Annotated in this window: 25 protein-coding genes; 12 read left to right on the forward strand and 13 right to left on the reverse strand. The window is 65.7% G+C overall.

Annotated features, from left to right (window positions below):
* Positions 1 to 97 precede the first annotated feature (97 nt).
* Complete coding sequence (locus AC6H34_RS13335; protein WP_497539098.1) at positions 98 to 982, forward strand: LysR substrate-binding domain-containing protein; 885 nt, start codon at positions 98 to 100, stop codon at positions 980 to 982.
* A gap of 5 nt (positions 983 to 987) precedes the next feature.
* Here AC6H34_RS13335 and AC6H34_RS13340 read toward each other — a convergent pair whose 3' ends face one another.
* Complete coding sequence (locus AC6H34_RS13340; RefSeq protein ID WP_448149500.1) at positions 988 to 1,416, reverse strand: anthrone oxygenase family protein; 429 nt, start codon at positions 1,414 to 1,416, stop codon at positions 988 to 990.
* Positions 1,417 to 1,466: 50 nt separating this feature from the next.
* Between AC6H34_RS13340 and AC6H34_RS13345 the strand changes: the two genes are divergently transcribed.
* Entirely contained in the window at positions 1,467 to 1,931 is a 465-nt protein-coding gene (locus tag AC6H34_RS13345; RefSeq protein ID WP_497539099.1) for a MarR family winged helix-turn-helix transcriptional regulator, read from the forward strand.
* A 47-nt stretch (positions 1,932 to 1,978) separates the two neighbouring features.
* On the opposite strand, the gene AC6H34_RS13350 is transcribed toward AC6H34_RS13345, so the two are convergent.
* Positions 1,979 to 2,623, reverse strand: a complete 645-nt coding sequence (locus tag AC6H34_RS13350; protein WP_497539100.1) for a dihydrofolate reductase family protein — start codon at positions 2,621 to 2,623, stop codon at positions 1,979 to 1,981.
* A gap of 188 nt (positions 2,624 to 2,811) precedes the next feature.
* Positions 2,812 to 3,381, reverse strand: coding sequence for a TetR/AcrR family transcriptional regulator (locus tag AC6H34_RS13355; protein WP_497539101.1), 570 nt, complete (start codon positions 3,379 to 3,381; stop codon positions 2,812 to 2,814).
* A gap of 65 nt (positions 3,382 to 3,446) precedes the next feature.
* On the opposite strand from AC6H34_RS13355, the gene AC6H34_RS13360 reads away from it, so the two are divergent.
* Positions 3,447 to 4,364: an alpha/beta hydrolase family protein gene (locus tag AC6H34_RS13360; protein WP_497539102.1), complete on the forward strand. Its 918-nt coding sequence runs from the start codon at positions 3,447 to 3,449 to the stop codon at positions 4,362 to 4,364.
* Between the two features lie 30 nt (positions 4,365 to 4,394).
* Here the strand turns inward: AC6H34_RS13360 and AC6H34_RS13365 are convergent, their stop codons facing one another.
* Genes AC6H34_RS13365 through AC6H34_RS13375 form a run of 3 tightly spaced genes read right to left on the reverse strand, consistent with a single transcriptional unit; the run spans position 4,395 to position 6,312 of the window.
* Positions 4,395 to 4,904 carry a YegJ family protein gene (locus AC6H34_RS13365; protein ID WP_497539103.1) on the reverse strand — a complete coding sequence of 170 codons (510 nt, stop codon included), beginning with the start codon at positions 4,902 to 4,904 and terminating at the stop codon, positions 4,395 to 4,397.
* 57 nt (positions 4,905 to 4,961) lie between these two features.
* The gene (locus AC6H34_RS13370; protein WP_497539104.1) at positions 4,962 to 5,579 is read right to left on the reverse strand and encodes a hypothetical protein; all 618 of its coding nucleotides are present in this window, start codon (positions 5,577 to 5,579) and stop codon (positions 4,962 to 4,964) included.
* A gap of 10 nt (positions 5,580 to 5,589) precedes the next feature.
* The gene (locus tag AC6H34_RS13375) at positions 5,590 to 6,312 is read right to left on the reverse strand and encodes an SH3 domain-containing protein (RefSeq protein WP_448149493.1); all 723 of its coding nucleotides are present in this window, start codon (positions 6,310 to 6,312) and stop codon (positions 5,590 to 5,592) included.
* Between the two features lie 151 nt (positions 6,313 to 6,463).
* Here AC6H34_RS13375 and AC6H34_RS13380 point away from each other — a divergent pair, with 151 nt between their 5' ends.
* Positions 6,464 to 7,468, forward strand: coding sequence for a 2-hydroxyacid dehydrogenase (locus AC6H34_RS13380; RefSeq protein WP_497539105.1), 1,005 nt, complete (start codon positions 6,464 to 6,466; stop codon positions 7,466 to 7,468).
* A gap of 13 nt (positions 7,469 to 7,481) precedes the next feature.
* The gene (locus tag AC6H34_RS13385) at positions 7,482 to 7,979 is read left to right on the forward strand and encodes a GNAT family N-acetyltransferase (RefSeq protein ID WP_497539106.1); all 498 of its coding nucleotides are present in this window, start codon (positions 7,482 to 7,484) and stop codon (positions 7,977 to 7,979) included.
* A gap of 76 nt (positions 7,980 to 8,055) precedes the next feature.
* Here the strand turns inward: AC6H34_RS13385 and AC6H34_RS13390 are convergent, their stop codons facing one another.
* On the reverse strand, positions 8,056 to 8,715 hold the full coding sequence (locus AC6H34_RS13390; RefSeq protein WP_448149490.1) for a B3/B4 domain-containing protein: 660 nt from the start codon (positions 8,713 to 8,715) through the stop codon (positions 8,056 to 8,058).
* Positions 8,716 to 8,849: 134 nt separating this feature from the next.
* On the opposite strand from AC6H34_RS13390, the gene AC6H34_RS13395 reads away from it, so the two are divergent.
* Positions 8,850 to 9,650 carry an AraC family transcriptional regulator gene (locus AC6H34_RS13395; protein WP_497539889.1) on the forward strand — a complete coding sequence of 267 codons (801 nt, stop codon included), beginning with the start codon at positions 8,850 to 8,852 and terminating at the stop codon, positions 9,648 to 9,650.
* A 27-nt stretch (positions 9,651 to 9,677) separates the two neighbouring features.
* The gene (locus tag AC6H34_RS13400) at positions 9,678 to 10,064 is read left to right on the forward strand and encodes a YybH family protein (protein WP_497539107.1); all 387 of its coding nucleotides are present in this window, start codon (positions 9,678 to 9,680) and stop codon (positions 10,062 to 10,064) included.
* 42 nt (positions 10,065 to 10,106) lie between these two features.
* On the opposite strand, the gene AC6H34_RS13405 is transcribed toward AC6H34_RS13400, so the two are convergent.
* Complete coding sequence (locus tag AC6H34_RS13405) at positions 10,107 to 11,015, reverse strand: DMT family transporter (protein ID WP_497539108.1); 909 nt, start codon at positions 11,013 to 11,015, stop codon at positions 10,107 to 10,109.
* Positions 11,016 to 11,156: 141 nt separating this feature from the next.
* Here AC6H34_RS13405 and AC6H34_RS13410 point away from each other — a divergent pair, with 141 nt between their 5' ends.
* Complete coding sequence (locus AC6H34_RS13410; RefSeq protein WP_497539109.1) at positions 11,157 to 11,735, forward strand: nucleoside 2-deoxyribosyltransferase; 579 nt, start codon at positions 11,157 to 11,159, stop codon at positions 11,733 to 11,735.
* Positions 11,736 to 11,738: 3 nt separating this feature from the next.
* On the opposite strand, the gene AC6H34_RS13415 is transcribed toward AC6H34_RS13410, so the two are convergent.
* Positions 11,739 to 12,737: an adenosine kinase gene (locus AC6H34_RS13415; protein ID WP_448149486.1), complete on the reverse strand. Its 999-nt coding sequence runs from the start codon at positions 12,735 to 12,737 to the stop codon at positions 11,739 to 11,741.
* Positions 12,738 to 12,809: 72 nt separating this feature from the next.
* On the opposite strand from AC6H34_RS13415, the gene murJ reads away from it, so the two are divergent.
* The 3 genes from murJ to AC6H34_RS13430 all read left to right on the forward strand — a co-directional run bounded on the left by murJ (position 12,810) and on the right by AC6H34_RS13430 (position 16,008).
* Positions 12,810 to 14,351 (forward strand): murein biosynthesis integral membrane protein MurJ, encoded by a 1,542-nt coding sequence (gene murJ / locus AC6H34_RS13420; RefSeq protein ID WP_448149485.1) that lies wholly within the window; start codon positions 12,810 to 12,812, stop codon positions 14,349 to 14,351.
* Positions 14,352 to 14,446: 95 nt separating this feature from the next.
* Positions 14,447 to 15,013: an isochorismatase family protein gene (locus AC6H34_RS13425; RefSeq protein WP_497539110.1), complete on the forward strand. Its 567-nt coding sequence runs from the start codon at positions 14,447 to 14,449 to the stop codon at positions 15,011 to 15,013.
* A complete protein-coding gene (locus AC6H34_RS13430; protein ID WP_497539890.1) occupies positions 15,010 to 16,008 on the forward strand; it encodes a GlxA family transcriptional regulator in 999 nt (332 codons plus the stop codon). The genes AC6H34_RS13425 and AC6H34_RS13430 overlap by 4 nt, the downstream gene beginning before the upstream one ends.
* Here AC6H34_RS13430 and truA read toward each other — a convergent pair.
* From truA to AC6H34_RS13450, 4 genes are all read right to left on the reverse strand, one after another.
* Positions 16,005 to 16,748 carry a tRNA pseudouridine(38-40) synthase TruA gene (truA, locus tag AC6H34_RS13435; protein ID WP_448149483.1) on the reverse strand — a complete coding sequence of 248 codons (744 nt, stop codon included), beginning with the start codon at positions 16,746 to 16,748 and terminating at the stop codon, positions 16,005 to 16,007. The two genes, AC6H34_RS13430 and truA, sit on opposite strands and share 4 nt — an antisense overlap.
* A 52-nt stretch (positions 16,749 to 16,800) precedes the next feature.
* Positions 16,801 to 17,727 carry a methionyl-tRNA formyltransferase gene (gene fmt / locus AC6H34_RS13440; RefSeq protein WP_497539111.1) on the reverse strand — a complete coding sequence of 309 codons (927 nt, stop codon included), beginning with the start codon at positions 17,725 to 17,727 and terminating at the stop codon, positions 16,801 to 16,803.
* A 4-nt stretch (positions 17,728 to 17,731) separates the two neighbouring features.
* Positions 17,732 to 18,301: a peptide deformylase gene (gene def / locus AC6H34_RS13445; protein ID WP_497539112.1), complete on the reverse strand. Its 570-nt coding sequence runs from the start codon at positions 18,299 to 18,301 to the stop codon at positions 17,732 to 17,734.
* An 80-nt stretch (positions 18,302 to 18,381) separates the two neighbouring features.
* Complete coding sequence (locus AC6H34_RS13450; protein ID WP_497539113.1) at positions 18,382 to 19,599, reverse strand: MFS transporter; 1,218 nt, start codon at positions 19,597 to 19,599, stop codon at positions 18,382 to 18,384.
* Positions 19,600 to 19,861: 262 nt separating this feature from the next.
* On the opposite strand from AC6H34_RS13450, the gene AC6H34_RS13455 reads away from it, so the two are divergent.
* Entirely contained in the window at positions 19,862 to 21,067 is a 1,206-nt protein-coding gene (locus AC6H34_RS13455; RefSeq protein ID WP_497539114.1) for a hypothetical protein, read from the forward strand.
* Positions 21,068 to 21,136: the final 69 nt, after the last annotated feature.

Raw genomic sequence — 21,136 nt, forward strand, 5'->3', positions numbered from 1 at the left:
GCGTGCATGGCCCTCTCCTTCCATCGCGTCCGGAGTTTCCTCTTCCCGGTGCATGAAAGAAATGGAGTTCTGCATGCTTATGCTTTAGTAAAACTATATGGATAGCCTTGTTCGGTATCAGCTGGGGGCGCTTCGCGCGGTGGAGGCGGCCGGGCGTCTCGGCTCCATGGCGAAGGCTGCGGAGGAACTCGGCGTCACGGTCGGGGCGGTGAGCCAGCAAGTGCTCAAGGCGGAGCAGCGCTTGGGCCAGCCGATCTTCCGCCGCACCCCGAAGGGCCTGGAGCCGACGCTGCTGGGCCAGCAATTGCTGGCAGGCCTCGCACGGGGCTTTCGGGAGATCGAGCACGCTCTCGCATTGGCCGAGGGTCGTGCCGAGAACGTCCTGACGGTGACGGTCGCCCCGGTCCTTGCCTCTAAATGGCTGGTACCTCGTCTTCATCGTTTCCACGAGGCGCATCCGAACCTGCAACTGCGCATCGATGCCTCGGTCGGCCTCGTGGATTTCACTACGTCGGATGTCGACGTCGGCGTGCGCGTGGGCGCGGGGCCCTGGCCGAACGTGCGGGCCGAATATCTGCTCGACCAGGCACTCTTTCCACTCAGCTCGCCCGCGATCGCCTCGCGGATCGGGGATGTCGACGACCTCTCCCGCGTGCCGGTCATCCATGACTACGGCTCGCCCCGCAACTGGGAGATCTGGCTCGCCGCGCAGGGGCGCGCAGGCCTTCCCCTGGGGCCGGGGCCGACCTTCTCCGATGCAGCGCTCTGTCTCGATGCCGCCATCGCCGGACAAGGAGTGATGATGGGCTGGCGGACATTGGCGCAGGATGCCCTGCGTGACGGCCGCCTGGTTTCGCCCTTTCCGGCACCGGTGCCCACCGGCCTCGCCTATTGGCTTGTCGATTCCGCGCGCGAACGTCCGACCGCGAAGGTGAAGGCGTTCGCGGCCTGGCTAAGAAGGGAACTGGAATGTGAGGCCTGAGGGCTTTACGCCAGCGCCCACAGATAGGCCAATGTCGCCGCGACCCCGAGGCCGGTGCGGACGGCATGCAGGCGGCCCCAGCTCTCGATCAGGCTTCTGGTGGCCGGGCCGGCTTCTCCCGGTGCCGTCGCCTCCAGGCGCCGGTTGGTAGGCATGATGCACAGCAGCGTATAGGGCCAGTTCGCGAGGATCGCGACGGCACCGGCAACCCAGCGCAGATTTCCGCTCTGCCAGGCGGCGATAAGGCCGCAGAGGCCCGCGACCACGGCCAGGCTCGCCTGCATGGCGAAGCCCCGCGCATAGCTCGGCTTCCATTGCGTCAGCAGCGCTTCGTCGTCGAGCCGGAGCCGGGCCGGCTGTTCGCTGACATTGATGTAGAAAGCGGCGCCGGCGAAGGCCGCCGCCAGGACGAGTGCGATCTGGCCCACGAGCATGGCGATCTCCCAAATTGACAACATACTGTCAATTTGGTTATTAATTGTCAATGAATGCCACGCAAGAGACGGATCTCGCCGAGGCTGTCACCACCCTCATTCTCGAACTCTTCCGGCTGAACGGCCGCCTGCTGGCGGCTGGCGACAGGCTCGTGGCCGATCTCGGCCTGACGAGCGCGCGCTGGCAGGTACTCGGCGCCATCGCCTTGTCACCGGCTCCCGCGCCTGTAGCGCATCTCGCCCGCGTCATGGGCCTGAATCGCCAGGGTGTGCAGCGGATCGTCAACGAACTTTCGCACGAAGGCGTCGTGGAGTTCCGGGACAATCCCCATCACCGCCGCGCCAGGCTGGTGGCGCTCACCGGCAAGGGCGGCGCGGCCTATGCGGCAGCGGCCCGCTTGCAACGGCCCTGGGCGCAGGTCCTGGCTGAAGGCCTTGAGGTACCGGCGATGCGCGAAGCAACGCGGGTGCTGGAAGCATTGCGCCGCCGGCTTGAGGACGAGGCACGGGAATGACCCGGGCGGGACGGGCCGTCCCGTCTCGCCCTCGCTTCCGGCCGGTCTCAACCCTTGGCGATGACCAGATGCGTCGTTGCGGCCGTCGACACCCGTTCCCTGCAAAGATAGCCGAGCGACGGAAGGTCCAGGCCGGCAAAAAGGTTCTCGCCCTTGCCGAGCAGGATCGGCGACATGGCGATATGCATCGCGTCGATCTCACGCGCGGCCAGATATTGCCGTATCGTGGAGACGCCACCGCCGACGCGAACGTCCTTGTCCTTCGCCGCCACCCGGGCCTGCTTCAGCGCCGACTCGATGCCATCGGTGACGAAATGAAAGGTCGTTCCTCCCTTCATCTCGATCGGCGCGCGGGCATGGTGCGTCAGTACGAAGACCGGCACGTGATAGGGCGGCGTATCACCCCACCACCCCTTCCACTCCTCATCGGGCCATGGTCCGCGCACCGGGCCGAACATGTTCCGTCCGAGGATCCAGGCGCCAATGTTCTCGAAGCTTCTGGCGGCGAAATCCTCGTCGGTGCCGGTCTCGCCACCATCCCGGCCGAACATGGTGCGGAAAGTCCGCGTAGCGAAAGTCCACTCGTGCAGTTTCATGCCGCCGACGCCGAGCGGATTATCGAGGCTCTGGTCGGGTCCCGCGCCATAGCCGTCGAGGGACACGGAAAAGGCACGGACGACGAGCTTGGACATGGCGGTTTCCTCTCCATTTGCCGGTCTCTTTCGACCTTGAACTGCTTGCGTTTCGAAATTGGTCCGACGCTAGTTAAACCGATTTCATATTGCAAGTGGTTTTCGGCGAAGCGAATGCCGCCCACCGCATGATAAGCGGCGGCGATGCGGATTGCCTCTTCCGGTGGAAGGATGCCCCGGATGCAGATTCAGGCCAAGGCGGCAGTGATCAGAGTGAACGCCGCTTCGCCGGCATCTTCCATGTAGCTGGCGTCGCGATGCAGCAGCACCACGGCGAATGAGCCGTCCAGCAGCAGCACGACCTGCCGGGCCAGGGATGCCGCAGTGGCGATGCCCTCGACCTCGAAGGCCTGGCGAAGCCATTCCTCGAAGCGTTTCTTGTGCCTCGCCCCGATGCGGATGGCGGGGTGTCCGGGCAGGTTGGCCAGTTCCGCGGAAGTGCGCAGGAAGCCGCAGCCTTTCCATTTCGGATGCCGGGCCGAACGGGCAAGGTTCAGGAATATGGCTCGCACCTTTGCCGCGATGCCGCCTTCCGCTTCGTCGAACCAGCGGCGGAACAAGGCGAGATTGGGCTGGTCGCGCGCCTCGAGATAGGCGGCGACGAGATCATCCTTGCTGGTGAAATGGTAATAGAGAGTGCGTTTGGTGACGCCGGCCTTCTCCGCCACCGCATCGACGCTCACGGCACGGATGCCCTGAGCATAGAACAGGCTGGCGGCGGCGGCGACGATGCGCTCTCGGGTAGGGACCTCGGGCATGGCATGCCTCATGTATACTGCCTAGTGAGTATACCATTCGGCATGCCTCCTGTAAGTTCCAGTGCATGCGCCAGAATGTTCGAAAGGCCCCGCTCGCCGATGCGGCCGCCCCGGTCTCCATCTCGTGCCGCGACGGCATGGTCCTGGCAGGCCATCTGTGGAGCGGGGCAAGAGCGGCACGCCTGGGCACCGTGATCGTCAACCCTGCCACCGGCGTGCTCGCGCGTTACTACCATTACTATGCGCGCTTCCTGAGCGAGAGCGGCTTCGACGTCCTCACCTACGACTATCGGGGCATCGGAATGTCGCGTCCAGCGGATCTCCGGCATTACCGCTGCGGCTGGCTCGAATGGGGCGAACTCGATTTCGACGCCGCCCTGCGCTTCGCCCGCACGCGTGATCCGGATGGCTTCCTGGCCGTTGTGGGACACAGCATCGGCGGCTTCCTCCCAGGCTTCGCCGCCTCGGCCACAGCCATCGACCGGATGCTGACGATGGGGGCTCAGTATGCCTACTGGCCCGACTATAGGCATCGGCAAAAGGCGGCGCTTCTCCTGAAATGGCACGTGGCGATGCCGCTGCTCACGGCCGTCAACGGCTATTTTCCGGGACGCCGGCTCGGCTGGCTGGAGGATCTTCCCGCCGGCGTGGCCTATGAATGGAGCTTTCGGGGCCCACGCATGGAGCGGAGCTATCCCGCGGCTCGCCGCGCGGAGATCCTCGGTCGCTTCGCCGCCGTCAAGGCGTCGATCCTGGCGGTGTCGATGTCGGACGATCCCTTCGGGACGCCCCGGGCGGTCCGCCGCGCGCTGTCCTATTATGCCGGCAGCCAGAGCAGCGTCGCGGAGCTCTCACCGCAGACCTACGGCATGGCTGAGATCGGTCATTTCAGCCTTTTTCACAACCGCCATGCCGACGATTTCTGGCAGGACACGCTGGAATGGCTGCGCGATGGCCGCAACCCCTGGCCCGCGCCGTCCTGACGGGCACCCAGCCGGCCGACCCCTGGGAACCTATTCGCAGCTCAGCCCGATCTGGCGCTGCAACTCCCTCGCCTCCGTGGGATCCTCCTTTCCCAGCAGGACGCAGGTGGTGAAATTGCCCTGGAGCTTGCCGTCGAGATAATAGCCCCAGTCGCGAATGCGGCTCGCGGTGAATGTGATGGTCTGACCGAACTGGACGTTCTGGACCTGCTCGGGGCGATTGTTGACCTTGCCCGTGAACTGATTGCCCCGGTGGCTGAGTTCATTGATCCAGAAGAACTCCGTCTGGCCCGCGTCGGTGACCGGAACCTTGACGGTGAAACCGCGCGCTCCCGGCACCTTGCCGTCCAAGGCCGCCACGAATAAGGGCAGTGTCTGCTGCGCCTTGGCATAGGCAGCATTCATCTGCGCATCGCCCTTCCTGGCGAAAAGCACTCCGTCTCGCGCCGCCTTCTGCGCCAGGGTTTCTGCGCCGGCTCCGTTGATTGCAAGAGATCCAAAGGCGACGGCGAACCAGAGGACGGCAGGGTGAAATTTCATGGGTGCCTCGGATTTGGCGTCGAACCGGCAAGCGCGGACCGGCGTCGGTCGACCGGATCACCCGGCCTGCCGGGCAAGCTGTGCGGCGGCAAGTTCGATGGCCGCCGTGTCGAGATTGCCTTCGATGCGCGGCGCCGGCAAGTCGATGGCAAGGGGACGAACGTATTCGAGGCAACCGCCGATCGGCAGCGGCGCGGCGAACTTGAGAAAGAGGGGCAGGGGCTGCGTTTCGGCGATCTGCCGGGCGAGCGGCGGGAGGGTGGCCGTCTCTCCCGTCAGATGCAGGGCATCTGCGTGCTCGGCACAGGCGGCGGCGAATGCCAGCGCCTGCGGTTCGTCCGCCGCGATGGACTGGATGATCTTGCGTCCGCGGATGATGCGCTTGAGCCCGGGATACTCGCTGGCCGGCAGGGGGCGCATTATCATGACGGCTGTGGCGGCGGCCGCATCGACCTGTTGAGCGATCGTGCCGGCGGTCAGCGCGCGTGTCAGCAGGATCGCCATGACCGGGGGAGGAAGGGCGAGCGCGATATCGGCGAGGCGGTCGTCGCCTGCAAGCCCCGCCTCGGGGAACGCCAGGGGATCGAGGCCTATGGCGTCGGCGCCCGCCGCGACCGCGATGCGCGCCTCGGCAAGGGTGGCGATGCCGCTGACCTGCAGGCGGATGCGCGGCATCGGGCCGGGCTCAGTCGATCGCCTCGCCCGGATAGGCGCCCCACAGGTTGCTCTCTTGCATCCAGCCGTCGAAACCTTCGCCGTTGATACGGCACCAGCTCGCGGTGCAGCTTTTGATGTTGGCCTGTACGCCCGGCTGCAGCATCGCGACCGCATTGGCCTTGCGGTCCGCGCTTGCGTAGAGGGGCAGCGTCAATTGCTTGGACCAGGGTGCGATCAGGGCGGTGCGCTTGCCGGAGAGGAGGTTCTGGAGCACCCATCCTTCGGAACCATCCGCATCGCGGATGCGCCGCCAGTTCTCGAATTCGGCGATCACCTCGACCGGAAGATTGGCCTTCTGGTAGATGAAGGACACGGTCTGGTCGCGGGAGGGGCCCTGGCGCACATTCACCTTGTCCGGCTTCAGGCTCACGAACCGGGGCATCGGCAGGCCGGAGACAGGGCCGAGCTGGTCCTTGATCGCCGATGTGTCGGGCAGCGATCCGGTGATGTCGGTCGGTGCGTTCGCCTTTCCTGCACTCTTGCCGGAACCGGCGATGAAGGCTGCGACGGTGGGGTCGGCCAGGGTCTCGGCACTCACGCCGTCCGTGGTGTTGGCGACGGTCTGGGTCAGCCGCTTGTGGTGAAGGTAATAGACGCCGCCCGCCAGGACGAAGGCACAAAAGGCACCGGCGAAGCCGATCTTGGCGATCAGGCTCAAACGAGGCGTTTCTTCTTCTTCATAATAGGACATGCCGGACCTCAACGCATACTCTCGCCCGCTTCCCCGCTCTGTCGCTGTGCCTGCGGCTCTGTTAGAGGAAGATCAGCGACGAATGGTGGGCTTATGCGTACACTTTGTCCGAGTGCGGTGAACGCCGTCTTAAAGTTTTCGGGAGGTCGCGATGACAATCAGAAAAAAACCGCTCGTGGTGGTCACGCGCCGGCTGCCGGACAGCGTCGAAACGCGGATGCGCGAGCTCTTCGACGCGAGGCTCAACCTCACGGACGAGAAGATGTCGCAGGAGGCATTGATCGAGGCGGTGAAGACCGCTGACGTCCTGGTGCCCACCATCAATGACCGCATCGACAAGGCCTTGATCGAAGCCGCAGGCTCCAACCTCAAGCTGATCGCCAATTTCGGCAACGGCGTCGACAATATCGACGTCGAGGCGGCGATGGCGCGCAAGATCACCGTCACCAACACGCCGCGCGTCCTCACCGAGGACACGGCCGACATGACGATGGCACTGATTCTCGCCGTCGCCCGCCGCGTGCCCGAGGGAGCCCGCGTGATTCCGGAGGGCGACAACGCCTGGCCGGGCTGGTCCCCGACCTGGATGCTCGGCCGGCGCATCACCGGCAAGCGCCTCGGCATCATCGGCATGGGGCGCATCGGCCAGGCGCTCGCCCGCCGCGCCAAGGCTTTCGGCCTGCAGGTGCACTACCACAATCGTCACCATGTCGATCCCGCCATCGAGGCGGAACTCGAGGCGACCTACTGGGATTCCCTCGACCAGATGCTCGCCCGCATGGACATCATCTCTGTCAACTGTCCCCACACCCCGGCGACCTATCATCTGCTTTCCGCCCGTCGCCTCAAGCTCCTCAAGCGCGAGGCCCTCGTGATCAACACCGCCCGCGGCGAGGTCATCGACGAGACCACGCTGGCCAAGATGCTCGACGCCGGCGAAATCGCCGGTGCGGGGCTCGACGTCTTCGAGCATGAGCCGGCCGTCAATCCCCGCCTGGTCAAGCTCGCCAAGAGCGGGCGCGTCGTGCTCCTGCCGCATATGGGCTCCGCCACCATCGAGGGCAGGACGGACATGGGCGAGAAGGTCATCGTCAATATCCGCGCCTTCATGGACGGCCACAGCCCGCCGGACAAGGTGCTGCCGAGCATGCTGTGAGGCCGCCGCCGCCATGACCGACAAGATCGAGATCACCCGTTTCGAGACGGGTGACGAGCAAGGCGTCATCGACCTGATCCTGCCTATCCAGCGCGAGGAATTCGGCTTTGCCATCACGGCGGAGGAGCAGCCGGATCTCGGCGCCATTCCCGATTTCTACCAAAGCGGCAGGGGCAACTTCTGGGTAGCGCGATACAAGGGCAAGATCGTCGGCAGTATCGGCCTGAAGGATATCGGCAACGGGCAGGCGGCTCTGCGCAAGATGTTCGTCGCCTCGCCTTTCCGGGGGCGCGAGTTCGGCGTCGCGGCCAGCCTCCTGGGGCGTTTGCTCGACGAGGCGCGGCAAGGCGCCATCAGCGAGATCTTCCTCGGCACGACCGATCGCTTCCTTGCGGCGCATCGCTTCTACGAGAAGCACGGCTTCGTCGAGATCGCCAGGACGGAGCTGCCCGAGACCTTCCTCTTAATGGCTGTCGACACGAAATTCTATGTCTTTCGAGTTGCAGGCTAGATCGGCCAACCCTGGGATGGCCTGGGGACCATTGCCGGATTGAACCACGCGCCGCTCGTACCCGCGCTCGCGAAATTCATACTTCAGCGGTGAACCGGTGCAGTCCTGCCGCGGTCAATGCCTCGTCCAGCGCCGCGCCCAGTCTTTCGATGTCCCGTTCCGCGGTCTCGTGCATCGCTTCGGCGACGATCAGCGCCCTGTCCGTTTCCGGACGGATCGCCGACAGGCCGCTCTGGCGGTTTGTCCAGCGCCTGGCGTGGGCATTGCCGGCCCGGTCCGCGAAGATGATCTCGCCGATCGCCGGATGCTCGACCTCGCCGGCGAAGGTCTCGTAGTTCTCGGCGCCCGTTGCGGGCCGCACCTGGAGGACGCCGTCGACCTTGTCGAGATCGAACACCGCGATGGGGATGGCGAAGGCAAGGGAGAGGGCGTTGCAAAGATCGACCAGCGGATGGATGGAAGGCAGCGAGCCTTCCTTGCGCACGCGCCGGAGCAGGCTTTCGGCCGCGCAGCGGTACTGGGTCGGCTTCAGGCCCATCTTCGCGAAGGTGCGGCGCCACGCCTGGATTTCCGGCAGGTCCGCTTCGCTTCGGCCTTCAAGGCGCTCGGCCGCGACGGCGTGGTAGCGATGGACCGACGCCGCGACATTTCCGATGCTCCGCACTCCCGGGACCTTGCGGACGATCGAGGCAAGCTCGGGAAAATCGCGCGGCACGGTGTCGGCATAGCTGAACATGATGGCATCCTCCTCGAAACGGCATGCCGCAATCCTGGCTGCTTCGGCGGCCTCGTGTCTTGAACGGAATTGCGACATGCGCGGAAGGAGGGCATCGTGGCCCGATTGGTCACGGCTTCGGAGCAGGCATGGGCATCGCGAGGAACCGGTTCAGCATGCGGCGCTGCTTCATGCCCGGTGTCGAAGCCGTCGAGGCCGACACCAGCCACAGCTTTCCACGTCATGTCCACGAGCAGCACGGCATCGGTGTGATGATGCGGGGCGCCCAGAGATCGGCGAGCGGCCGGGGGCCGGTCGAGGCCGGCGCGGGCGACATGATCACGGTCAATCCGGGCGAGGTGCATGACGGCGTCCCGCTCGACGGAGAGGCACGGCGTTGGACCATGCTCTATTTCGATCCCGCGCTGATGGGACGTTCGGTTGCGGACCTCAGTGAGGACCGAAGCGGCACCTTCGAATTCACCCAACCGGTCATCAGCGATCGTCCGCCTGCCGATCTCTTCCGCAGCCTGTTCGCAGCCATGACCGAAGACCTCCCCGCGACGGGCATGCGCCGCGAGGAGACCCTCCTGATGTTGCTTGAGCGGATACGGTGCGAGCGGGTCGACAGGTCGGCGCCGGCCGCCGCTATCGCACTCGCGCGCGCCATGATCGACGACGATCCCGCCGCACCGCTTGCATTGGCCGATCTCGCAAGGGAGAGCGGCCTCAGCCGCTTCCAGCTGGTGCGTGGCTTCGCCAGGACCCTGGGCCTGACGCCCCATGCCTATCTGATGCAGCGCAGGGTTCATTTGGCGAGGCGGCTGGTGGCCTCCGGCGTGAGCCTTGCGGAGGCCGCCGTCGCCAGTGGCTTCGCGGACCAGAGCCACATGACCCGGCATTTCTCGCGTGTCTATGGCATCTCGCCCGGCGCCTACGCGGCAGCGGTGGCGTGAAGGATCGGCAGTAGGAGGCATTCATCCATGCATCCAGTGGACGTCATGAAAGACTACGAGGCCCGGATCAATCGGCATGATTTCGATCTGCTGCTTCCCCTCATCGCCGACGATGCGGTGTTCTGGTTTACGGACGGCACCCACGCCGGGATCGATGCCGTGCGGCGGGCATTCGAGGAAGCCTGGCAGACCGTGGAGAACGAGGTCTACAGCCTTGCGAACCTGCGTTGGCTCGCCCTGGGCGATACGGCGGCGAGCTGCGTCTACAGCTTCCACTGGAAAGGGATTGCCGCCGGGGAGCCGGTGTGGGGAGAGGGGCGGGGCACGTCCGTGCTGCGCAAGGATGCGGGCGGCTGGAAGATCGTGCATGAACATCTGAGCGCCGCAACCCCGTCCACGACGGGGCCGGCCTGATCCGGCTCTCGACCGGTATGGCGGCGGCGGGCTTGCAGGGTGTCAGGCCCGGCTCATGGCCGTTGCACGCGCAGGAACGGTCATGGCCACCACGCCGGCGACGATGCAGGCGAGACCCAGCCAGGCAGTTCCGTCGAGACTCTCGCCGAGGAAAAGGACGCCGATGCCGACGCCGATCGGTGCGCGAAGGTAGGCCTGGGCGGTCGTGCCCACCGAGCCGAGCGTCCGGATCAGCCGGAAATAGATCACGAAGGCAAGCGCGGTGGAAAAGACGGACAGGGCAAGCAGCGCAAGTATCGAGGCCCGGGACGGCGAAAGGGTCCAGGGATGCTCGATCACGAGGCTGGTCGGTATCAGCAGCGCCGCGCCGCAGGCCATCGACCCGGTGGCCGGTACCATGGGGTCGAGGCCCTTGAAATTTCTCCCGAAGATCGCGGCTCCCGCATAGCAGACGCTGGCGGCGAGGATGGCGAGTTGCGCCGCCAGCCCCTGTCCAAGGCCGCCCAGCGCCTGCATGCCGACGATCAGGGCGGTGCCGGCCAGTCCGGCGGCCACGCCGAATGCCTTTCGCCCGCCTACGCCTTCGTGGCGCGTGACCAGCGCGGTCAGGAGGAAGGTGAGGATCGGCGAGGTGGCGTTGAGAATGGTGGCGAGGCCCGCGTCGACAGTCCTCTCGGCCCAGGCGATGAGCGTGAAGGGGATGACGCTGTTCAGGCAGGCCTGGAAGAGGAAGCGCGCCCAGTTCCTGCCATCCATAGGCATGGAAATGCCGCGCCCGGCGAGGATGGCGAGGAGCAGCGTGCCGGCGATCAGCGTGCGCGCTGCGATGAGGGTCACGGGCGGAATGGTCTCGACGCCGATCTTGATGAAGGTATAGGAGGCGCCCCAAAGGGTGGAGAGCGCGAGCAGCAGGGCGAGGTTTTCGGCGGTATTCGACTTGCCTGGGCTCATGCCATGTCTCGCTCTTCGTCGTTGACGGCTCGCCTATAGACCGCCATCCGCCCTGAATGTTACGGGATGAGCCGAAGTGTCGGCGTCGTCCGGCTCATCGCATCGCAGCCGGGACGGCAGCACACCAGCAGAGGCAGGATCATGAAAGTCTATCTCGCAGGCCCCGAGGTCTTCCTGCCCAATGCACGAGAAGTGCTCGACGCCAAGATTGCGCTCGCCCGGCGCTACGGCTTCACGCCGGTCTCGCCGGGCGATCTCGAAGTCACTGCCTATGAGTCCAAGCGCGCCCACGGCCTTGCCATCAGTGCCGTCAACGAGAAGCTGATGCTGAGCGCCGAAATGATCATCGCCAATCTAACGCCCTTCCGTGGCATCGCCGCCGATGTCGGCACGGTCTACGAACTCGGCTTCATGTGTGCGAGGGGATGTCCCGCCTATGGTTTTTCCAATGTGGCGAAGACCCATTTCGAGCGGCTGAAGGGTTATTACGGCGGAGCCGTGCATCCCGATGCGCAGGGACGTCCGCGTGGGCCGGATGGCCTCGCCGTCGAGGATTTCGACATGGCGGACAACCTGATGCTCGACGGGGGCATCGAAGCGCGGGGCGGCGCCCTCGTTACGCGCGAGGTCGCCGGCGACCGGCTCTTCCTCGATCTCGGCGCATTCGAGGAATGCCTGGTGCTCGCTGCCCGGCGCCTGCTTGCGTCAACCGCCCGGTAGGCCTCAGAGAAGCCCGTTTTCCTGTGCCATGGCCCGCAGATTGACTTCCGGACGGGCGCCGACGTGCTGGATCACCTCGGCGGCCGCCATCGCGCCGAGCCGGAGCGAGGCGAGATGGCCGAGGCCGCGGGCGAGGCCGAACAGGAAGCCGGAGGCGAAGAGGTCGCCGGCGCCGGTGGTATCGACCAGCCTCCCGATGGGGAACGCCGGAACGGAGACGCGTGCGCCGCCCTCGATGGCGAGCGCGCCTTCCTCCGAGCGCGTTACCACCGCGAGGCGGCAATCCTTCTCGACCAGGCTCAGGGCGGTCTCGAAGTCGGAGGTCTGGTAGAGCGACTTGATTTCCTGCGTGTTGGCGAAGATCGTGTCGACCACGCCCGAGCGCATCAGCTCCAGGAATTCGTCACGGAAGCGATCGACGCAAAAGGAATCCGACAGCGTGATCGCCACGCGCCGCCCCGCCTCATGCGCGATCCCGGCGGCTTTCAGGAAGGCATCCTTGGCCTCCTGCGGATCCCATAGATAGCCCTCCATGTAGGTGATGGCCGCATCGCGCACGACCGTCTCCTCCATGTCGTCAGGGCCGAGCATGTGGCAGGCGCCGAGATAGGTGTTCATCGTGCGCTCGCCGTCCGGCGTGATCAGGATGAAGCTCTTGGCGGTGGAGGGGCCTTCCTTGAGAGGACGGGTCTCGAAGTGCGCGCCCTGGGCTCGAAGATCATGCGTGAAGACGCGTCCTGCCTCGTCCTCCTTCACCTTGCCGAAATAGGCGGTCTTGCCGCCGAGCGAGGCAACGCCCACCGCGGTATTGGCGGCAGAGCCTCCGGATATCTCGACGCTCTGGCCCATTGCGGCGTAAAGGTGCTCGGCACGTTCCTCACTGGTGAGAATCATGGCGCCCTTGGCGAGGCCTTCGCGGACCAGGAAATCGTCTTCCGTGTGGGCGAAGACATCGACGATTGCGTTGCCGATGGTGAGAACGTCGAAGCGAGGCTTGGGCATGCAGTATCTCTGTTTGAAGCGCGCGGACTATAGCGATGTGTTGCGCTGCGGCAAGAAAGGCGTGGCGCTTTAATGGCATTTTTGCGCAATGCCGCGTCCGTGGGCTTCGCGACACTGTTCTCGCGCATTCTCGGTTTCGTCAGGGATACGATGGTGGCGGCGGCGCTCGGAGCCGGACCGGCGGCGGATGCCTTCGTCGTGGCTTTCCGCCTGCCGAGCCTGATGCGGCGGCTCTTCGCGGAAGGCGCAATCAACACCGCCTTCGTGCCGCTGCACGCCGAGGCGGAGAAACGCGGCGAGGGTCAGGCCTTTTCCGACCAGGTCTTTACCCAGGTCGCGCTGATCTTCTTCGTCCTTTCGGCCCTCGCTCTCCTGTCGATGCCTCTCTTGATTCGCGTGATCGCTCCTGGCTTCGGCGAGGGCGGCGGGCGGGTGGATCTCGCCGTCGCGCTCTCGCGCATCACCTTCACCTATTGCCTCACCACGGCGCTGATGGTCGTCGCCTCGGCGGTGCTGAACGTGCATGGCCGCTTCACTGCATCGGCTTATGCGCCGGCATTGGTCAACGTCGTGACCATCGGGGGTCTGCTGCTGGCGCCTGTTGCGGGCTGGCAAGACGAGGAGAGCCTCGCCCGTATGCTGGCCTGGACGATCTTTCTGGGAGGGATCGCTCAGGGTGCCCTGGTCTTCCTGGTGCTCTGGCGTGCCGGCCTTTCGCTGCGCCCCGTGAGGCCGCGATGGGACAGACAGGTGCGCCGCTTTTTCCTGTTGGCGCTGCCCGGCGTGGTGGCGGCAGGCGTCACGCAGGTGAACGCCTTCGTCGGCCTGGTCGTGGCCTCGCCCGATCCCGGTGCGGTGACATGGCTATACTATGCGGACCGGGTCTATCAGCTTCCGCTCGGCATTGTCGCGGTGGCCCTGGGCAATGCCCTCCTGCCAGAGCTTGCAAGGGCCAGCGCGCGCGGCGACGTCGAGGCCGAGCGCAACGTCTTCAGCCGTGCGGCCGAATTCGCGGCTTTCCTCAGCCTGCCGGCAGGTCTGGCGCTGATGGTCCTCTCCGGGCCCATCGTCTCGGTGCTGTTCGAGCGCGGCGCCTTCCACGCCGGTGACAGCGCGGCGACGGCCCTTGCTTTGGCCGGCTTTGCGGCCGGACTGCCCGCCTTTGCCGGCGCCAAGGTGCTTCAGCCGCTCTTCTTTGCCCGTACACGCATGCGCCTGCCCTTCGTCGTCGCCCTGATCGGCATGGCCGCCGACGTCGCCCTCTCACTCGCCCTTTTTCCGGTCTGGCGGCAGACCGGCATTGCCGTCGCAGCCGCGGCATCCGGCTGGATCAACCTGATCCTGCTCGCCTTCGCCGCTTGGCGCAGCGGTCTGCTGCAGGTGGACACGCTGGCGCTGAAACGGTTGCCAAGGCTGTTCTTCGCGGCAATCGCGATGGCGCTGGCCCTCCATGGTGCGAAGGAGCTGGTGGATCCATGGAATGGCGCGGAGGGGCCGATTCTGCTTCGCATCGGGATGCTGGGCGTTCTGTGCTGCGGCGGCCTCGCCGTCTACTGCGGGCTCGCATGGGTCCTGGGGGCGACTGAAAATCCATTGCGCCAGTTGCGAGGATAATGGCGTAATTTGTCCTCTCCTTGTCCGCTCCCTGTCTTTCGCCGGCGGGCGGAGGTTCTAGAATGCCCGCATCTTCTAAAGCATGGAGGCATCAAATGTCCGCACCTGATACCGCGCTTCTCGTTATCGACGTCCAGGAATCCTTCCGCCAGCTCCCGGTCTGGCGAGCGGATGACCTGCCGGCCTATCTTCGCGAGCAACAGGCGCTGATCGATGGCGCCAAGGCACGCGGCATCCCGGTGGTGCAGGTCTTCCATGTCGACGGCGATGCGGCGTTCTCCGAGGAATCCGGCTTCGTTCGCGCGCTGGCGGAAATCTCGATCGAGCCTGATGCCGTGTTCCGCAAGCACCGTCACAGCGCTCTCGTCGGAAGCGGTCTCGATGTCTGGCTCACGAGCCACGGCATCCGCCGCCTGATCGTCTCGGGTATCCGCACGGAGCAGTGCTGCGAGACCACCACGCGCCATGCGTCCGATCTCGGCTACGAGGTGGATTTCGTCGGCGCCGCGACGCTGACCCACGAGATTGTCGACGCTGCCGGAAGGCGCTGGAGCCCGGCTGAACTCAAGGCCTGCACCGAGGCGGTGCTTTCGGGGCGGTTCGCACGGATCGCGACCGTGGCGGAGGCGCTAGCGGGTCGTGTCGAGCGGGAGGCGGCCTGAGGGTGGCCGAGCAGCGGCAATCCATTCCGGTCTTCATGGTGCTGCCGCCGCGAACGCTGCTGCTGGATGTCGCGGGGCCGGTCGAGGTGCTTCGGCTGGCCAACCGCATGCAGGAACGCATCCGCTTCGATATCCGCTATGTCAGCCCGACGCCGCGGGTGGCGAGTTCGATCGGCCTCGACCTCACGGGCCTCGAAGCCCTGCCCGAGGTCTTGCCGGAGGAGGCGCTCGTCGTCATTTCCGGCAGTACCGCCGAGACCCTGAGGCCGGAGGACGACGATCCCGTCGCAGATGCACGCAACGAAGGCCTGATCTGCGACTGGCTGGCGCGGGTCGTGACACCCTCCACGCGGCTCGTGTCGATTTGCGCCGGCGCGCTCCTCGCCGCCCGCGCAGGTCTTCTCGACGGGCATGAATGCACCACGCACTTTTCCTATGTCGAGACGATGCGGGCCCTGGCGCCCAAGGCGCGCGTGCTGGAGAACCGGCTCTTCGTGGAAAGCGGCAAGCGCCTGTCCAGCGCGGGCGTGACGGCGGGCGTCGATCTCATGCTCCATCTCGTCGCGCGGGAGGCAGGCCCGGCCTGCGCGGTGGCCGTAGCGCGCCAGCTCGTGGTCTATCTCCGGCGCGGCGGCGCCGATCCCCAGCTTTCGCCCTGGCTGGAGGGGCGCAACCATATCCACCCGGCGGTTCATCGGGCCCAGGATGCGGTGGTTGCCGATCCGACCCGAGGCTGGACGCTGGAGGATCTGGCGGATCTCGCGGCCGCCAGCCCGCGCCATCTCTCGCGCCTGTTCAACGAGCATGCTGCGATGAGCATCACCGATTACGTCAACCGCGCCCGCATCGCCCTCGCGGGCGACATCATGGCTGGTTCCCGCCTCGACATGGAGAGCGTGGCAGAGCGCGCGGGCTTTTCCTCCGCCCGCCAGTTCCGTCGCGCCTGGCGCAGGCTGCACGATGCCCCGCCGAGCAGGATGCGAGGACAGGGCTAGTACGCTACGCCCGTCAGATAGAGCCCATGCGGCGGTGCGAGGGCCGCGCAGCGGGTACGGTCGCGGGCTTCCAGCACGGCCACGAGGTCGGCGCGGCTCCAGTCGCCGGCGCCGACCCGGCGCAGGGAGCCGACCATGGAGCGCACCTGGTTGTGCAGGAAGGAGCGCGCGGCGGCGACGACGTGGATCTCCTCGCCCACCCGCATGACGTCGAGCCGGTCCAGTGTCTTCATCGGGCTCTGCGCCTGGCAGTCGGCCGAGCGAAAGGTGGTGAAGTCGTGATGGCCGACGATGCCCTGCGCGGCATGATGCATTGCCTCGGCATCGAGGGACTTGCGGATATGCCAGGCGCGGTGGCGCTCAAGGGCGAGGGGCGGGCGCCGGTCGATCAGGCGATAGAGATAGCGACGCCCCTTGGCCGAAAACCGGGCATCGAACGTGTCCGGCATCTTCTCGGCGCCGAGGATGGTGACGTAGTCGTCCTGCAGGGTGAGATGGGCGTTGAGCGCATCCCTCACGCGGTCGGCCCGCCAGTCCTTCTCCAGCATCACCGAGGCGACCTGGCCAGTGGCGTGTACGCCGGCATCGGTGCGTCCGGCGCCCTGGATGCGCAGCGTCTGCCCCGAAAAGGCGAGGATCGCCTCTTCTATCGCCTGCTGCACGGAGCGGCCATTGGCCTGGTGCTGCCAGCCGACATAGGGCGTGCCGTCATATTCGATGAGGAGCTTGTAGCGCGGCATTCGGTGCGTTCACGAGGTGGAGGCGAGCCTCTACTCCATGGAGCGGCGGAAGTCACCCCAGCCGCGTTCCTTTCGTGACGGATGCGCCCTTCAGGAAGGCCTCCGCTTCCATCGGCGTCTTTCCCGCGCGCTGCACCTGGCCGAGCCTTACAGCACCGCTACCGCAGGCCACGGTCAATTCCTCGTCCAGAACGGTGCCGGGTATGCCGTAGCCTTCTGCCAGGTGCGAGCGGAGCACCTTTACGCGTTGCAGGCCCTGTCCCCAGTCGGCCTCGAACCAGGCGCCGGGGAATGGCGACAGGCCGCAGATGAGATGATGCACATCCTCGGCCGGGAGAGACCAGTCGATGCGGGCTTCTGCCTTCTCGATCTTCTTCGCATAGGTCACGCCTTCCTCCGCCTGGGGCGTGAAGGTGAGCGTGCCGCGAGAGAGGGCGCCCAGGGCGCGGCCCATGAGATCGGCACCGAGGATGGCGAGGCGGTCGTGCAGCTCGCCCGCCGTCGTGTCCGTGCCGATCTCGACGCTGTCGGCGAGCGCCACGGGACCGGTGTCCAGGCCCTCCTCCATCCGCATCACCATGACGCCGGTCTTGGCGTCGCCCGCCATGACGGCACGCTGGATCGGCGCGGCACCGCGCCAGCGCGGCAGCAGCGAGGCATGCAGGTTGAGGCAGCCTTCCGCGGGCGCTTCGAGCGCCGCCTTGGGAAGGATCAAGCCGTAGGCGACGACGACGGCGACGTCGGCGTTGAGCCCGCGGAAGGTGGCGAGCGTTTCCTCGTCGCGAAAACTCCTCGGCGTGAAAACGGGAATGCCGAAACTCTCGGCGAGCTTGTGCACGGGTGAGGGCGCCAGCGCCATGCCGCGGCCGGCGGCCGCGGGAGGACGCGTATATACGGCGACGACCTCGTGCCCCTGGCTGAGGATTTCCGTCAGCACCGGCCGGGCGAAGTCCGGCGTGCCCATGAAGACGACGCGCAAGGTCTCAGCTCTCGGCCGCCGAGGGCGCCGGCGCGGGACGCTTCTCGCGCTTGAACTGCGGCAGCTCGCCGGTCTTCTGCGCCTTGGTGAACTTGCGGATCACCATGTCGCGCTTGAGCTTGGAGATATGATCGATGAACAGTTCGCCGTTCAGATGGTCGATCTCATGCTGGAGGCAGGTGGCGAGCAGGCCGTCGGCCTCGATCTCCGCCTGCTTGCCCTCGCGGTCGACATAGGCGACGCGCACGCGGGCCGGCCGTTCCACCTCGGCATAATAGTCGGGGATGGAGAGACACCCTTCCTCGTAGACGTTGCGGTCATCCGAGGACCAGACCACCTCGGGGTTGAAGAAGACCTGCGGCTGCAGCGGCTCGTCTTCCTTGGCGAGGTCGATGACCACGACACGGCGCGGCACGGCGACCTGGATCGCGGCAAGGCCGATGCCTGGCGCGTCGTACATCGTCTCCAGCATGTCGTCGGCGAGCGCCAGCAGCTCCGCATCGACGCGCTCGACGGGCGCGGAAACGAGGCGAAGCTTGGAATCGGGGAGGATAATGATCGGTTTGATGGCCATGTCAGGCAGATAAGGCCGAGCACGGCCAGCGTCAATGCGAAAGCGGGAAGAGCCGGCAGGAGCGGCTCTTCCCGTGTCGGTCAGTCCGTCACAGTCATGACCTGGCCGCGCCTTTCGGGGCTGAAGCGGATGACCACGATAAGGGCGACGGCGACGATGCCTCCCACCAATGCGAGCGCGTAACCGTAGCTGTTGCCCGGCGTCTCCGCGATTCTGGCCTGGAAGTAGGCGTTGAACGAAGCGAGGAAGTTGCCGGCCTGGTAGATGAAGCCCGGCAGCGTCGCGCGGACGGCGCCCGGCACGAGTTCGTTGAGATGAGCCGGGACGACACCCCAGGCCCCCTGCACGGCGATCTGCATGACGAAGGCGCCGACCGCGAGCATGATCGGCGTCGTGCTGTAGGCCCAGAGCGGCAGCGCCGGCAGGGCGATCACGCAGGCGATGGTGATGGCGTTGATGCGGCCGATCTTCTCAGAGAGCATGCCGAAGGCCAGCCCGCCGAAGATGGCTCCGACATTGGCGACGATGGTGATCCAGCTCACCGTGGGGGCATCGAACTTGTGCTGGTCCTGCAGGAAGCGGGGGTAGAGATCCTGGGTGCCATGGCTGAAGAGGTTGAAGAACATCATCAGCACGACGGCATAGAGCGCGACGCCCCAATTCGCCTGCAGCGTCTCCCAAAGGCCCGAGCGCTGCTGCGTGCGTCCCTCGACGAAGGCAGGCGATTCCGGGACGTGCGAACGGATGAACAGCACCATCAGGGCGGGAAGGATGGACAGAAGGAACAGTCCTCGCCAGTCGAAGGTGAAGCCTGCGATGGTCTTGTGCGAGAGCAGGCCGTAGACGACCGCCGCAAGCAGGTAGCCGGCGGGATAACCGGCCTGCAGCATCCCCGAGACCATGCCGCGTGCCTTGGGCGGAATGCTCTCCATGGCAAGGGCGCTGCCCAGGCCCCATTCACCGCCCATGGCGAAGCCGAACAGGGCGCGCAGGATGTAGAAGACGAGAAGGTTCGGCGAGAAGGCGGCGGCCGCCCCGATCACCGAATAACTGACGATGTTCAGCATCAGCATGGGCTTTCGCCCGAACTTGTCGGCCAGCCAGCCGAAGCAGAATGCCCCGAGCCAGCGAGTCGCCAGGGTCAGCGTCAGGGCGAATGCGACGTCCGGACCCTTGACGCCGAATTCCTGGGCAATTTCGCCGATCAGAAAGGTGAGAAGGAAAAAGTCGAAAGCGTCGAGCGTCCAGCCCAGAAAGGCGGCGATGACGGTCTTTCGTTGTTGGGGGGTAAAGTCCATCAAAAGAACTCCCATTACGCAATTGATCAGCCGAAATCGGCCTTGTTGGGGTAGGCATACCCTGACATTGCAAAAGCAATTCAGGCATAAAATCCCCGAAACACGAGCGGCGCTACTAAAATATTGTGATTAATAGCCAAGTTATCTGATCGCAACCATAGGTTGTCAAACTTAAATCAAGCACTCTTACCAATGTATTCTTGACGCTTGTTATCATGGCGGAAGCTATGCACAAGATGCGGCGATCGCGGCAGGGGCATGGATGGCAATGGTGAAAAACGGCAGGTTCGTGCCCGTGAAAATGATGTGCTGGTCCCTGGTTGCCGCCATCGTGGCATCCTGCCCGGCATGGGCCGCCGAAACCAGCCTGCCGCTCTGCCAGGCCCTGGCCGACGGATATGGTGCGCTCGTGACCCGCAATCCCGATGCGGCGCTGGATCCGGCGGGAGGCGGCAACGGCCGAGCCGGATCGATCTATCCCATGAGTCCGGTGGAGACCCTCGCCAGCGACCCGGCGAGTGGTTTCAGGCTGGCGCGGACGATCATGACGCTCACGGACTACACCGACGATGCCTTCGTGTCGGCAGCCGAGAAACTGCCGGAGAGCTTCACGCCATCTCCGGCGCTTCTGCAGGAGATGAGCGACGACGAGAACCAATATGTCGAGATCCAGCACCTGCCGGGGTCGCCATACTACCTGGCCCTGGGCGTGCAGGGCACCGCCCATTGCGCTTTGACGACATGGTTCACGGTGGAGGGCGGCAAGACGAAGCCGCTGGCCGGGCCGAAGAGCTGGGAGCCGTCCGATGGCGGCAACTGCGGCATAGACGCCACCTTCGGCAGCCTGGACGGCACGCCGGTGGCGATCATCGACGGCGGCGGCGGCCTGACGCCCGACATGTCCGTGAGCGCCACGTTGAGTGCGCGCACGCCCGCTGGCTGGGCGCCCGATTGCACCGCGACCTTCGACTTCTCCCCCCGCTTCGACGTCGAGCGCGTCGTCAATCCGCCGGAGACACCGCAGCCGGCCTGCAAGGACGAGGACTGCCTGAAGCTGCGTGACGCCGCCCTGGCTCTCCTCGAAGCGTTCCAGGCCGGTCCGCAAGCTGCGCAGGAGAAAGCCCTTTCGGGCCTGACTCCCGACGGGCGAGCCGCCTTCGACAAGATGAAGCTGGCCTGGAAACCGGCCGGCAAGGGAGCCGACGATGCCGGCAATGCCACGCCCCAGGGATCCGATCTGCCGGCCGATGCCCTCGATACGCAGCCCTTCGTCCTGCCGCTCCAACTGGATGACCGGATCTATCTCGTCACCATCGGCCATCGCACGATCGGCTGGCGCGTCTTCAGCGACTATGAGGTCGACGTCTACGCGCTGAAGCATGGCGCGCTCGACCAGGTGCGCTCGTTCCTCATGGGCATGGCGCGCGGCAAGTTCGTGAAAGCGACGGTGAAGGATGAGGCGCAGTAGCACGGGATCGCGGTCGCCGACCGCCACACCCCTGCGCGCCCGCGCGCGTGGGCTAGGCATTCCACGCCC

The sequence above is a fragment of the Labrys sp. ALF-8 genome (assembly GCF_059699065.1).

Bases quoted from the DNA above. Each gene is read 5' to 3' on its own strand.
- AC6H34_RS13335 (WP_497539098.1), top strand. From the start codon at position 98: ATGGATAGCCTTGTTCGGTATCAGCTGGGGGCGCTTCGCGCGGTGGAG.
- AC6H34_RS13340 (WP_448149500.1), bottom strand. From the start codon at position 1,416: ATGCTCGTGGGCCAGATCGCACTCGTCCTGGCGGCGGCCTTCGCCGGC.
- AC6H34_RS13345 (WP_497539099.1), top strand. From the start codon at position 1,467: ATGAATGCCACGCAAGAGACGGATCTCGCCGAGGCTGTCACCACCCTC.
- AC6H34_RS13350 (WP_497539100.1), bottom strand. From the start codon at position 2,623: ATGTCCAAGCTCGTCGTCCGTGCCTTTTCCGTGTCCCTCGACGGCTAT.
- AC6H34_RS13355 (WP_497539101.1), bottom strand. From the start codon at position 3,381: ATGCCCGAGGTCCCTACCCGAGAGCGCATCGTCGCCGCCGCCGCCAGC.
- AC6H34_RS13360 (WP_497539102.1), top strand. From the start codon at position 3,447: ATGCGCCAGAATGTTCGAAAGGCCCCGCTCGCCGATGCGGCCGCCCCG.
- AC6H34_RS13365 (WP_497539103.1), bottom strand. From the start codon at position 4,904: ATGAAATTTCACCCTGCCGTCCTCTGGTTCGCCGTCGCCTTTGGATCT.
- AC6H34_RS13370 (WP_497539104.1), bottom strand. From the start codon at position 5,579: ATGCCGCGCATCCGCCTGCAGGTCAGCGGCATCGCCACCCTTGCCGAG.
- AC6H34_RS13375 (WP_448149493.1), bottom strand. From the start codon at position 6,312: ATGTCCTATTATGAAGAAGAAGAAACGCCTCGTTTGAGCCTGATCGCC.
- AC6H34_RS13380 (WP_497539105.1), top strand. From the start codon at position 6,464: ATGACAATCAGAAAAAAACCGCTCGTGGTGGTCACGCGCCGGCTGCCG.
- AC6H34_RS13385 (WP_497539106.1), top strand. From the start codon at position 7,482: ATGACCGACAAGATCGAGATCACCCGTTTCGAGACGGGTGACGAGCAA.
- AC6H34_RS13390 (WP_448149490.1), bottom strand. From the start codon at position 8,715: ATGTTCAGCTATGCCGACACCGTGCCGCGCGATTTTCCCGAGCTTGCC.
- AC6H34_RS13400 (WP_497539107.1), top strand. From the start codon at position 9,678: ATGCATCCAGTGGACGTCATGAAAGACTACGAGGCCCGGATCAATCGG.
- AC6H34_RS13405 (WP_497539108.1), bottom strand. From the start codon at position 11,015: ATGAGCCCAGGCAAGTCGAATACCGCCGAAAACCTCGCCCTGCTGCTC.
- AC6H34_RS13410 (WP_497539109.1), top strand. From the start codon at position 11,157: ATGAAAGTCTATCTCGCAGGCCCCGAGGTCTTCCTGCCCAATGCACGA.
- AC6H34_RS13415 (WP_448149486.1), bottom strand. From the start codon at position 12,737: ATGCCCAAGCCTCGCTTCGACGTTCTCACCATCGGCAACGCAATCGTC.
- murJ (WP_448149485.1), top strand. From the start codon at position 12,810: ATGGCATTTTTGCGCAATGCCGCGTCCGTGGGCTTCGCGACACTGTTC.
- AC6H34_RS13425 (WP_497539110.1), top strand. From the start codon at position 14,447: ATGTCCGCACCTGATACCGCGCTTCTCGTTATCGACGTCCAGGAATCC.
- truA (WP_448149483.1), bottom strand. From the start codon at position 16,748: ATGCCGCGCTACAAGCTCCTCATCGAATATGACGGCACGCCCTATGTC.
- def (WP_497539112.1), bottom strand. From the start codon at position 18,301: ATGGCCATCAAACCGATCATTATCCTCCCCGATTCCAAGCTTCGCCTC.
- AC6H34_RS13450 (WP_497539113.1), bottom strand. From the start codon at position 19,599: ATGGACTTTACCCCCCAACAACGAAAGACCGTCATCGCCGCCTTTCTG.
- AC6H34_RS13455 (WP_497539114.1), top strand. From the start codon at position 19,862: ATGGCAATGGTGAAAAACGGCAGGTTCGTGCCCGTGAAAATGATGTGC.